The 12,463-nt window shown below is 40.7% G+C and carries 10 protein-coding genes; all 10 read left to right on the forward strand.

Going from position 1 to position 12,463, the window contains the following annotated elements; genetic code table 11:
- Positions 1-219: 219 nt before the first annotated feature.
- Positions 220-1,209 carry a glycosyltransferase family 2 protein gene (locus tag OOZ15_RS19230; RefSeq protein ID WP_265958074.1) on the forward strand — a complete coding sequence of 330 codons (990 nt, stop codon included), beginning with the start codon at positions 220-222 and terminating at the stop codon, positions 1,207-1,209.
- Entirely contained in the window at positions 1,169-2,053 is an 885-nt protein-coding gene (locus OOZ15_RS19235) for a lysylphosphatidylglycerol synthase transmembrane domain-containing protein (RefSeq protein WP_265958075.1), read from the forward strand. Before OOZ15_RS19230 ends, OOZ15_RS19235 begins: the two co-directional genes overlap by 41 nt.
- Positions 2,050-3,750, forward strand: coding sequence for an ArnT family glycosyltransferase (locus OOZ15_RS19240; RefSeq protein WP_265958076.1), 1,701 nt, complete (start codon positions 2,050-2,052; stop codon positions 3,748-3,750). The genes OOZ15_RS19235 and OOZ15_RS19240 overlap by 4 nt, the downstream gene beginning before the upstream one ends.
- 203 nt (positions 3,751-3,953) lie before the next feature.
- Positions 3,954-4,133, forward strand: coding sequence for a hypothetical protein (locus tag OOZ15_RS19245; protein WP_265958077.1), 180 nt, complete (start codon positions 3,954-3,956; stop codon positions 4,131-4,133).
- A 104-nt stretch (positions 4,134-4,237) separates the two neighbouring features.
- Positions 4,238-4,423 (forward strand): YdeI/OmpD-associated family protein, encoded by a 186-nt coding sequence (locus OOZ15_RS20375; RefSeq protein ID WP_265958083.1) that lies wholly within the window; start codon positions 4,238-4,240, stop codon positions 4,421-4,423.
- A gap of 65 nt (positions 4,424-4,488) precedes the next feature.
- Positions 4,489-8,397, forward strand: a complete 3,909-nt coding sequence (locus OOZ15_RS19255) for a hybrid sensor histidine kinase/response regulator transcription factor (RefSeq protein WP_265958078.1) — start codon at positions 4,489-4,491, stop codon at positions 8,395-8,397.
- Between the two features lie 153 nt (positions 8,398-8,550).
- Complete coding sequence (locus OOZ15_RS19260) at positions 8,551-9,216, forward strand: hypothetical protein (RefSeq protein WP_265958079.1); 666 nt, start codon at positions 8,551-8,553, stop codon at positions 9,214-9,216.
- A 340-nt stretch (positions 9,217-9,556) separates the two neighbouring features.
- Entirely contained in the window at positions 9,557-10,651 is a 1,095-nt protein-coding gene (locus OOZ15_RS19265) for a hypothetical protein (protein WP_265958080.1), read from the forward strand.
- Positions 10,652-10,984: 333 nt separating this feature from the next.
- Positions 10,985-11,728: a hypothetical protein gene (locus tag OOZ15_RS19270; protein WP_265958081.1), complete on the forward strand. Its 744-nt coding sequence runs from the start codon at positions 10,985-10,987 to the stop codon at positions 11,726-11,728.
- Positions 11,729-11,766: 38 nt separating this feature from the next.
- On the forward strand, positions 11,767-12,270 hold the full coding sequence (locus OOZ15_RS19275; protein ID WP_265958082.1) for a hypothetical protein: 504 nt from the start codon (positions 11,767-11,769) through the stop codon (positions 12,268-12,270).
- Positions 12,271-12,463 lie beyond the last annotated feature (193 nt).

Raw genomic sequence — 12,463 nt, forward strand, 5'->3', positions numbered from 1 at the left:
TAAATCAGTTCCTCACAATCTATGAAAAAAGGGTCAGAATCTAATTAAGAATCCAACCCTCGATATTTTTACTTACACACTTTTTGGGATAGTGTCTTTTTGTTATCCCCCCGGCTACCTAAAACCATAATAATTTATTATCAATAAGAAAACCTAAACATTACTTCTACCCTATAATTTCGCTTTGAATTGTATCCAAACAGGTGCTAAATCAATATTATGACCCAAAGCGATTTTTACCTTTCTATTATCATCCCGGTATATAATGAGGAAGAAAATATTAATTTATTGGTTGAAAGGATAGACGTTGCACTTGCAGGACTTTCCTATCAGATCGTTTTTGTAGATGATTTCTCTACCGATGATACACGGGAAGTGTTGCGCAACATAGAGCACCATCATCTATTTTTAATCGAACTGAAAAAGAACTACGGACAAAGTCTGGCTTTGGCTGCCGGTATCGAATTTGCCACGGGGAAATATATAATCACAATGGATGGCGACCTGCAAAACGACCCTGCAGATATTATCCACATGGTTGATACGGCAGAAAGAGGAAATTGGGACGTCGTAACCGGATACAGGGGAAATCGAAAAGATAATTTTCTAAAAACCATTCCTTCCAAAATAGCAAATTTCATCATCCGCAAAGCCACTAATTTAAATTTGAAAGATCAAGGTTGTGCTTTAAAAGTGTTCACTCGCGAAACAGCAAAAGAACTGAACCTGTACGGAGAAATGCACCGTTTTATCAACTTGATGGCATACCTGAACGGGGCTCGTATCAAAGAAGTAAATGTGAGCCATCATCCAAGGCAATTCGGAAAATCAAAATACGGGTTGGAGCGTATCTTTAAAGTCATCAACGACCTCCTTCTCATTATTTTCAAAAGAAAACACCTGCAAAAACCCATGTATTTCTTCGGAAATATCGGGCTTTTATTTTTCTCTTCCGGTTTGTCGATAAACTGCTATTTACTGATTGTAAAATTATCGGGGCAGCGAATAGGTGACAGACCTCTATTAATGCTAGGAGTGTTGTTCACCATAGTAGGGATCCAATTTCTCACTATGGGAATTTTGGCCGACTTGCTTATGAGGACCTATTATGAATCACAACAGAAAAAACCGTACAAAGTAAGAGCCGTATTCAGCAGAAGTATTCCAAATGAAGAAAACAACAAAAAAAGCATTAAGCTCGCTTATTAAAATAGGAATCAGTTTACTGCTGCTCTATTTAGTCTACACAAAAACAGACTTCAAGGAAATATACAGGACACTCCTCAAAACGGACTTCCCACATCTTCTCCTGGCAATCCTAAGTTTTATCACTTCACAAATCGTTTCCTCATACAGGCTTAACTACCTGCTGCATCACAACCAATTGCCACTCTCACCACAGAGCAACTTAAAACTTTACCTCTTGGGCATGTTTTATAATTTTTTCATTCCTGGAGGAATTGGCGGTGATGCTTACAAAGTCTACATTTTAAATTCAACTTTCGAATGGCAAACCAAAAAAGTCCTGAAAACCGTTTTCCTAGATCGTTTAGTGGGGTTGATTGCCATTTTATTGTTCATTTTATTAATAATCACTATTCTTCCGGCTAAAATATTTCCGTTAGAAGGAGAAGGCTACAGGATTTTCTTTATCATCGCTACGATATTGTCCGTTTTCCTTTCTGAAAAAGTAATGACCTCTTTTTTTGAACTGAAAAAAACACCCTATTATCATACCTTGCTTTACTCCGTACTGATTCAACTATTACAGGTTTTGTCGGTTGTTTTTATCATGAAAAGCATGCATATCAACCCGGAAAACTTTTTCATCTATATCTTGATATTCCTTATTTCATCGGTTTTATCCATATTCTCATTTGCCGGGATTGGTGTCAGGGAATATCTTTTTTTACAGGCATCAACACTTTTCAGTCTTGATGAAACCACCGCAGTGAGCATAGGCGTTGTTTTTTCTGTGATAACTGCTATAGTATCCTGTTTGGGGATATATTATCATTTTAAAAAAATCCAACTCAAACTTAAAACCATATGACAGATCAAAGAATACTTCTTTCCGGTAAATATCTCTATGTCACACTCTATGTATTATTAGCTGTGGTTTACATCAGCGGAACTTTTATCCCTTTAATGGAAAATGATTCTGCACAACATGCGGTCATGGCCATGCGAATGTATTTAAACAACGATTATATCCATTTAATGCGAGGCTTTGATGATTATCTAGACAAGCCCCATATGCATTTTTGGTTATCTGCCCTTTCCTATAAACTCTTCGGATTAAATCAATGGGCTTACCGCATCCCAGCTTTGATTTTTACAATTATAGGCGCCTACTCCTGCTACAAACTCACCGAAGCATTATACCATAAAAATTTTGCACACTACGGAGCTCTCATCTTTTTATCCTCACAAGCCATTATTTTAGCCAATCACGATGTGCGTACCGATGCCGTGCTTACCGGAGCCGTTATTTTGGCAACTTGGCAACTTTATGTTTTTATCAGAACCAATAAATTAACTCCCCTGATCATCGCTGCCATTGCCTTGGGCATTGCCTTTTCCACAAAAGGTTTGTTTGGTGTTGTTATCGTCGGATTCGCCATACTTTTCCATATCGCTTATACAAAAAACTGGAAAGTGTTGTGGAATTACAAAATACTGATTGGCTTTCTTATATTTATTTTGACCATCACCCCTACCCTTTATGCCTATTACATCCAATTTGATATGCATCCTGAAAAGGTGGTTAAAGGACATTCAAACATTTCTGGAGTCCGTTTTATTTTATGGGATCAGAGTTTCAACCGGTTAACATCAACAGGGTTCTCAAAACAAAACCCTGACTATTTTTTCTTTTTCCACACCCTGCTTTGGGCTTTCCTTCCATGGGCTATTATAGCTTATAGTGGAATATTCTCTACATCGAAAGCTGTGGTCAAAACAAGGTTTAGATACAATATCAATTTTGAAGTTCTAACATTGGGTGGCATTTTATTGACGCTTTTGGTCATCAGTTTTTCACAATTTAAACTGCCCCACTACCTAAATCCTATTCTTCCGATGCTATCGGTCCTATCCGCAGGATATTTATACAAACTTACAAAAGAAAATAAGACAAAAATCATTCAGATATTCTTGTACATTCAATACGGAATATGTGTTATCGGTATCCTCGCTCTGACCGGCATTCTTTTTTTTACCTTTGAATCGCCATCAGTATTAACATTAGTTGGAGCCTTCTGCTTTTTCACAATCTTATTGTGGAGTATTTTTAAAAGAAATTACCTGCACAAAACCCAAAAAATACTTACTGTTTCGGTTTTGCTTATGGTTTTGATTAACTTTTCACTCAACACCTATTTCTATCCACATTTATTGGAATATCAAAGTGGAGGCATCATTGCAAAAAAGGTCAATCAGCAAGCTATTGAAAAAGAAGACCTTTATATTTTAGACAAACAATACCGATGGTCTTTGGATTTCTACAGTAAACGCCACACCCCTTCTATCTCTATGGAAGAAATGAACCAATTGAAAAAAGAGGTTTTGGTAGTAACCACTAAAAAACAAAAAGTGGATAGTCTATATACAAATAAACATATAAAAGTAAAAAAGGAGTTTATTATCCCCCATTTCAGGATTACCAAGTTATCTGCAAAATTCTTAAACCCAAAAAGGCGCACTTCACAACTGGACAGCACCTATGTTCTGAAGGTGATGCCCCGGTAATTCGTTTTTTAAAATTGTCCCTTGGGATTTCGGTAACTATCGGGCTTAGGGGTATTTTCAATTACCATTATACAAAGAAAATGGGGATGTTGAAAAAAGTAAAAGATGTGAAATATGATAATTTAGGGGCACGAGCGTGAAGCTATCGCTAGTTCTATATTACTCAATAACAGTATAAATTATTTTACAAAATAAAACGAGCCATGACATACCAATTTTCGGCCACCATTGAAAAAATAGGCATCAATCCGTTTCTGTTTGTTCCTGAAAACATATTAAAATCCATTTTTGAGCAGGCTAGGAAGGACAAAGGTCCCATTCCCATAAAAGGTGAAGTAAACGGGAAAACTTTAGTGAAATATCAAGGCGACTGGTGGTTGTAAATCAACACAGCTATGTTGAAAAACTCGCCCAAGCGCATTGGTGAGACCATAGACATTAGCGTTCAATACAATCCTGAGCCGAGGACGATTGCCATTCCCCTAAGCTGAAAAAAGTACTTTACGACAACAAAAAAGCGTTAAAAACCTTCAACAGCTTAACACCTTCGCATCAAAAGGAAATCGTGCGTTATATTGTCAAATTAAAATCCGAAACGAGCGTTGACAAAAACGTGAAACGCGCCATAAACCACCTGTTGGGCAAGGAGCGTTTTGTGGGGCGTGAACTATAGGTTTACCTCATTTTCCGATAAGCTAAAGGCTTTTTATTAACTTTATCCATATAGAGAAATTTGATATGGGCAAAAAAATACGATTTCTGTTCGCTTTTTGCACTATGCAGTATGTGCTTTGCACTACTTTGGCAATCGCACAAGAAATCACTTATGCCCAAAAACAAATATCCTTTCGTGAATTAACGGTGGAACAAGGTCTGTCGCAAAACAGCGTGGTCAGTATAGCGCAAGACAGCACGGGCTATATGTGGTTTGCCACACAGGACGGGTTAAACCGCTATGATGGCAAGAAATTTACTTATTTCAACAAACAGTTTGAAGACGTAACCCGACAACATTACAGCAAACTTGGTAAGGTGTATTTTGATAATAACGGTATACTTTGGGCAGTTACTGTTTCCGGGATACTTGAACAGTACAACCCTGCAACAAGCCATTTTGTGGAAATGTCCAACATAAAACAGGTCAGCACCCTGTTTCAGGATTCTAAAAACAACTATTATATAGGCACTTACGGAAAGGGCCTGTACAAAATAAACCCCAAAACCAAAGATACTCTTCAGCTTTTAAAGCCCGAAGACCTATCACGCTCTGTTTATGGCTTTTTGGAAACCGGTACAGGCATTTTGGTATCAACTTCTGGAAAAATAATCGAAATCAAGGGAAACACCTATCAGTACATACCGGCTGACACCGAAACGCATACCAATTTCAACGCACTTTCAAAAGGAAAAAACAGCAGTATTTATTTGGGAAGTTATGGTAACGGACTGTTTATAAAACGGGCAAACGACGAGACATTTAGGAAATTTACAGGCTTTGCCTCTGCCTCATTCCCCACTGACTTAAACATTGAAGATATTTTGGTCGACACACAACAACGCCTTTGGGTGGGCACTTACGGAAACGGTGTTTTTCTCGTTGATTTCAACACTAAAAACATTCGCCACTTTACTGCTAATAAAAACGACCCTTATGCCCTGCACTACAACGACATTTTGTGCCTGTACGAAGATTTTACAGGAACCATTTGGATAGGTACCGATGGTGCCGGATTGAGCTATTATGATGAACATTTGGCCAAGTTCAATGTCTTCACCAACAAACAGGCACCACAAAACATAAATGTAGACGTAATACGGGCCATAGCTGTAAATAACGGCACCGTCTGGTTGGGCACTTCAGGGAAAGGACTAACAAGGGCGAATTTTAAAACACAGCAATACAAGACCCTGACAAATGAAAATTCGGCCTTATCAGGCAATCGCATTATGAGCCTCTTGCACGATGGCAAAACCTTATGGATAGGTCACCAAACCAACGGCTTGCAGGTCATGGATGTCAACGGGAACATAAAATCGATAGAAGCATCCAAAAATTTTACCATTTGGAAAATGACTAAAGGGGAAAATGACAACCTATGGCTTTGTACCAGAAACCACGGTCTTATTTTATTTGACAAATTAGGGCATATTACCAAGCGGTTTAACATCGATAATTCAGCATTGACAACCAACAACATCCGTACGGCTGCGTTGGGAAAGGGTTCTTTGTGGATAGGTTCAGAAAGTGACGGCTTGTTTCGCCTGGACAACAAAACAAATACCGTTACAAAAATCAACGCTGTTCCCGACAAGATAAAATCACTATACTTTGACGGCGAGTTGCTTTGGGTTGGCACTAACGGCAACGGATTGATAAGTTATAATCCTAACGATAAAACCGTAAGGACTTTTACCACCGAAAGTGGCTTGTCCAATAATGTCATCTACGGTATTTTGTCCGGCGACAATGGTAACCTCTGGTTAAGTTCCAACAAGGGCATTACCAAGTTTTCGTTAGAAGGCAACAACTCCAACATAGAAAACTACCGCAATTACGACGGACTTCAGGCTTCCGAATTTAATACCGGCGCCTATTTTAAAGACGCTAACGGCACATTGTATTTTGGTGGACTGGAAGGGCTTAACTGGTTTAAACCCAACCGACTTACCTATAATCCTGTAAAACCAAAAACGGTGATTACAGGTATAAAGGTGTTTAACAAACACAGAGTAATGAAAGAAGGCCAACGGTTAAAACACAGCGAAAACACCCTGACTTTTGATTTTGCTTCCCTGCATTTTTCGCAACCAAAAAGAAACCAATTTCAATACCGCCTGCTGGGCAACGATACAGAATGGATAGCCCCTGGGAACACCAATACGGCCCACTACACCAACCTGCCACCGAATGATTACGAATTTCAGGTTATTTCCAGCAACTACGACAGTATATGGAACACGGTACCGGCCACCTATTCGTTTACCATTTTAAAACCTTGGTACACCACATACCTTGCCATTATAGGCTATACCCTTTTGCTGTTGATGTTTTCCTATTATTTTTACCGCTATTTAAAGTGGCGATGGCAAGTAAAAAACCAATTGCGCTTGGAACACGAAGAAACCGAACGTCTTAAAAAATTGGATGAACTAAAAACCAAGCTCTACACCAACATCTCACACGAATTCCGCACCCCGCTCACACTTATTGCCGGTCCTGTTGAAAACCAACTGAACAAGCCCGACCTAAACGAAAAAGACAAAAAGGAACTGGGCTTGGTAAAATACAATACCAATAGATTACTTGAGCTTATCAACCAAATGATGGATTTATCAGTACTTGATTCAGCTCAAGGTAAGTTGCATGTTTCGAAAGGCAATTTAAACACCTTGTTGTTGCAACTGATTGAAACTTTTCAGTACAAAGCCAAACAAAAGAAAATTACTGTTCAAAGTACAGTGCAAGGCCTGCACGATTGCTGGTTTGACAAAGATGTGGTTGAAAAAGTGGCCACTAACCTACTGTCCAATGCCATAAAATACGCCCCTAAAAACAGCACGATACTTTTTAATGCCAAGGAAAGCAACAATACCTTTATTTTAACCGTGGTCAATGAAACCAAACAACTAAACAGCAATAACCTGTCAAGGGTTTTTAAACGGTTTTACCAAGACAACGAAACCTCAGAAGGCGTGGGCGTTGGGCTGGCCTTGGTAAAAGAATTAGTTATTTTGGCCAAGGGTACCGTAGCGGTCAACACCATTGAAAACACCAAAATACAATTTACGGTAAGCCTTCCGGTAGATAAAGCCGTTTTTGAAGCAACGGATTTTTATGTTGAAAGTGAGCCTGAACCCCGTAAAACATCAACAAAAAATGCTTCTGAGAACAAACCGGTTTTATTGCTGGTTGAAGACAACAAAGAATTGCGTAATTTCATCGCTTCAAATTTTAGAGGTGAATACCAAATACTGGAAGCTGAAAGCGGAAAAACTGGCATTGAACAAGCCCAAAAACACCTGCCCGACCTCATTATCAGCGATGTGATGATGCCCGTAACAAACGGCTTTGAACTCTGCGACGCCATTAAGCAAAACGAGCTTACCAGCCACATTCCCATTATCTTGCTGACCGCCAAAGTGGGCGAAGAAAACGAAATACAGGGCTTTAATACCGGTGCCGATGCCTATATAACCAAGCCCTTTAGCACCGAGAAACTGAAAGTACGTGTTGAAAAGCTTATTGAAATCCGAAGGAATATTCAAAAACATTTTAACGAAACCCTAACCATAAATCCCGACTTGGCCATAACCGATACGGAAACCGAATTTTTAAAACGGCTGCAAGTCGTCCTTGATGAACATATTACCAACCCGGAGTTTACGGCAAAACATTTTGGCAGGCTTATGGCCATGAGCCGTACCCAACTGCACTGCAAGCTCAAAGCCGTATTTGGGGCAAGCACCACGGAGTTTATACGAGCCCAACGCGCTAAACTGGCAGGAAAATTACTAAAAGAAACCAAGGCAGCTGTTTCTCAAATAGCTTACCAAGTTGGGTTCAATTCCGTCGCTTACTTCAATAAGGTGTTTAAGGACGTCTATGGTATTACGCCGGGGCAACACCGCTCAAAAAGCGCCCAATAATCTGTTTTTTTTTAAGGTTTGAACATTTGTTAAAGCCTTTGGAACATATCTGCAACCCAAAGGCAATGTCCCTTTTTACTTTTATCCCACCAAACAAAACGGCTTGCTTGCTTGACAAAGCATAAAACACGTAACCGTTTAAATCTTTATATTATGAAAACACAAAATTTTGTCCACCGTAGTTTTAGCGTAGGTGGAAACACACTTAAAACACTGCTATATGCCTTTATGGCCACAGCACTGATGTTTAACCTGTCCTGCTCGCCCGAAGACGGTCGCGACGGCATGGATGGTGAACAAGGTACACAAGGCGAACAAGGTCCGGCTGGTGAAGACGGCAATGCCAATGTGATTGCCTCAGACTGGTTTGAGGTCGAATTTGACGATGTGGACAATAACGACCCGCCCACTGCGGGCATTATGTACATTGACATTCCTGAGATTGATCTGAACGAGTTTATCGAAACCGGGGGCATCATCCTAATGTACAATAAGATTTTATATTTCTCTTCTATTTATTTGACCCAGATACTTCCCATAACACCCGACAACACGCCGGGCACTTACATTACTTATTTTAGCATTTATACCGGAGAGGATTTTGAAGACCCGGGCCCTAGCATAGAACTAACCATTGAAGCAAACGATGTTTCCAGTCTCGAAAACAACCCGGATTTCGCCTTTAAATACGTATTGGTACCCGCCGCCAATACCAATATGGCCGCTCGCCAAGTACAGGGCAAAACCAAAACGTGGAGCGAGGTGGATGTTAACAACTACGAAGAAGTCATGGAGTTTTTAGGGCTGGAAGAAGAATAAAGGTAACTTTTTATAAAGTTAGTTTGAGTTAGTCTGAAAAGGCCATTGAGCTTGGCGAAACCGGTTTAATGGCCTTTTTTAATCTAAGCTAGAATCCCATTCAACTATTCTTTTACCATTTTGAACATTTGTTAAAGCCTTTAGAACATATCTGCAACCCAAAGCCATGTGCCGCTTTTACCTTTACCCTACCTAACAAACCGCAATTGACAATGGGGGCAAAAAAACATCATAAAAACAAACTTTATATGAGCATAGACCACCTTAAAAAAGGCACTTACAAACTAAACATATTATTAAAAAACAAGGTGATAAAATCTATTAATATAAAAAAAGAGATATGAAACGGGCAATCTATTTTTACACAGCGCTCTGCCTAATGGTTTCTACCATTAGCTGCAGCAACGATAATGACATAGGCACAACATCGCAACCCGAAGCGACCTTCGAAGGCCTGGGTACGCTGGGTGGCACCAATAGTTATGCCTATGGCATTTCAGCTGATGGCTCGGTTGTCGTCGGTGAAAGCAATAATCCGGATAATAACCTCGAAGCCTTTCGCTGGGAGGGTGGGACGATGTCCGGTCTGGGTACGCTGGAAGGTGGTAGCCATGCATGGAGCGTCTCAGCTGATGGCTCAGTGGTCGTCGGATATAGCTACAATTCGAATAGTAATGACGAAGCCTTCCGCTGGCAGGGCGGGACTATGACCGGTTTGGGTACGCTGGGCGGTGACCATAGTTATGCTGAGGGCACTTCAACCGACGGCTCGGTGGTTGTCGGTTATAGCTACAATTCGGATAACAGACTCGAAGCCTTCCGTTGGCAGGGCGGGGCGATGGCTAGTCTGGGTACGCTGGGGGGTAACTATAGTTATGCCTATGGCATTTCAGCCGATGGCTCGGTTGTCGTCGGTGAAAGCAATAATCCGGATAACAACCTCGAAGCCTTCCGCTGGCAGGGCGGGACTATGACCGGTTTGGGTACGCTGGGGGGTGGCACTAGCTATGCCCGGGGCATCTCAACTGACGGCTCGGTAGTAGTCGGTAACAGCAACAATTCGGATAATAACTTTGAAGCCTTTCACTGGAAAAACGGAGCCATGCAAGGCTTGGGTGATCTCTCGGGAGGCAACTTTTTCTCAAGGGCCAAGAGCGTATCCGCAGATGGGACCGTAGTGGTTGGCCGGGGCACCTCGGGAAGCGGCTACGAAGCTTTTATATGGACCGCCGGGGAAGGCATGCAAAGCCTGCAGGCCGTGTTGGAAAATGAGTACAACCTGGACTTAACCGGCTGGACACTCTCCAGAGCAGAAGACATTTCCGATGATGGCACCGTCATCGTCGGGTACGGCACAAACCCAAACGGCGACACCGAAGCCTGGCGGGCGTTCCTGGGAGAACCCGTGGCCGAGACAGAGGCCTCTTTGCCTTAGGGCAGAGCCCATAACACCCAACAAATCATTCCCATTCGGAACTTACCTGTAAATGATGCAAAGTTTTAATTGAAAACCAAAAACTAGACAGCAATGGAAATCTTTCAAATGACAAGCCTTTTTGTAGGGATAATAGTATTATTAAGTTGCAGTAATGATAATGACATTATAGCCCAAGACCTATATCCAGTGTTTATATAACGGGTTATGAATCGAATGGATCAAAAAATATCGCTACGCTATGGAAAAATATAGAGACACAGCCCCTGACTGATAACGCAGAAGAGGCATATGCGTTTTCTGTACTAGTTCAATAATTCAAAAAAAAGAACAATGAAATCCTTTAAAATAACAAGCCTTTTGCTGGCAGCATTATTCTTGATTAGCTGCAGCAATGATGACGACATAATTATAGACCCGGCAGAAAACTGCAAGATTATAACCATGACCTCAGGTTCGGGCAATAGTTCAACCGTTTATAACATCAGTTATAACAACGACGGAAAAATAAGCCAGTTAAGTCATCCGGATGGAAAGTTAACCTGGTTATATAACAGTCAGGGCATGATACACAGTCGTTTTGATTCAAATAATCACCTGTACTATAAAGCAGATATTGAACTGAATGCCAACGGGCATCCGATATCAATAGCTGCAGAAAATTATGATAATAACGGAGATGTGACTTCGACTACTGTGCATAGTTTTGAATACAACAATCAGGGTGAATTGATAAAATGGATACAGAAAACAGGCAATAATCCGGAAACAACACAAATCTTATCGTGGTCAGGGGGGAATTTGACCCAGGTCTCATCTGAGACACACACGTCAGAATATGAATATTATACAGACCAAGTTGTGCAGCAAGGCGATTTTTATCAGCTTTATTTTACTGCAGTATTTGGCACTTCAATGATTAACAACAAAAATCTGGTAAAATCTACAGAGAGCAGTAATGGTGACACACAAAATGTCAATTATGAATATGACCAGGAAGGCAGAATTACAAAACTGACCATTTCATACAGTAGTGGCGATGAACTTGAGTTAAGCTACCAGTATCAATGCAATTAAATTTTTGAAGTATTCTTTTAACACAAAACACAATCGTTATGAAAACAATTATGACAAAAACCTTACTATACACTTTTATGGTCATAGTACTTTTGTCCTGCTCGCCCGAAGACGGCAAAGACGGTATGGACGGCAATGCCAACGTAATGTATTCAGACTGGATAAGCATCCCTGTTTCTGAATGGAACGAATTAGGACCCAGTTTGACCATTGCCGAGATATCAGCCCCTGAACTGACAGAGGATATTATAGATCAAACAACCGTAATGTTGTATATGCAAAGTTTTGGCTCTACCAAAGTTTTACCGCTTGCAACACCACAAATATCTATCCTCTTTGCTTTTAGCATTGAAACCATTAGCATACAGATCAGTCTTTCCAGTGGTTCAATCAGCGAAACCACCACCGGCATTGATCCCGAATATTATCAATACCGTTACCTGCTTATTCCGGGCGGGATACAGAGTGACACTTTACAGTCTGGCAAGCCCGACACGAACGATTATCATGCCGTATGTGACTATTACGACATTCCAAATTAACACTACAGGGGACAACTACATAATGCTTTATTATATAATTAAATCCAGTAAAAACAAAAAAAAGGACCCGATCACAATAAAATGACCGGGTCCTTAAAAGAAGGCGGCGACCTATCGATGACGTTGCCAAAAGCTATGCTTTTGTGCAAGTCACGACCAGGGCATCGGCTTTAGGCCGATCGTCTTGGCTCTC

The sequence above is a fragment of the Galbibacter kalidii genome, from assembly GCF_026241135.1.
Taxonomy (GTDB): domain Bacteria; phylum Bacteroidota; class Bacteroidia; order Flavobacteriales; family Flavobacteriaceae; genus Galbibacter.

Coding starts and splice junctions, on each gene's coding strand:
- OOZ15_RS19235 (WP_265958075.1), top strand. CDS start 1,169: ATGAAGAAAACAACAAAAAAAGCATTAAGCTCGCTTATTAAAATAGGA.
- OOZ15_RS19230 (WP_265958074.1), top strand. CDS start 220: ATGACCCAAAGCGATTTTTACCTTTCTATTATCATCCCGGTATATAAT.
- OOZ15_RS19270 (WP_265958081.1), top strand. CDS start 10,985: ATGAAATCCTTTAAAATAACAAGCCTTTTGCTGGCAGCATTATTCTTG.
- OOZ15_RS19240 (WP_265958076.1), top strand. CDS start 2,050: ATGACAGATCAAAGAATACTTCTTTCCGGTAAATATCTCTATGTCACA.
- OOZ15_RS19245 (WP_265958077.1), top strand. CDS start 3,954: ATGACATACCAATTTTCGGCCACCATTGAAAAAATAGGCATCAATCCG.
- OOZ15_RS19265 (WP_265958080.1), top strand. CDS start 9,557: ATGAAACGGGCAATCTATTTTTACACAGCGCTCTGCCTAATGGTTTCT.
- OOZ15_RS19255 (WP_265958078.1), top strand. CDS start 4,489: ATGGGCAAAAAAATACGATTTCTGTTCGCTTTTTGCACTATGCAGTAT.
- OOZ15_RS19260 (WP_265958079.1), top strand. CDS start 8,551: ATGAAAACACAAAATTTTGTCCACCGTAGTTTTAGCGTAGGTGGAAAC.
- OOZ15_RS19275 (WP_265958082.1), top strand. CDS start 11,767: ATGAAAACAATTATGACAAAAACCTTACTATACACTTTTATGGTCATA.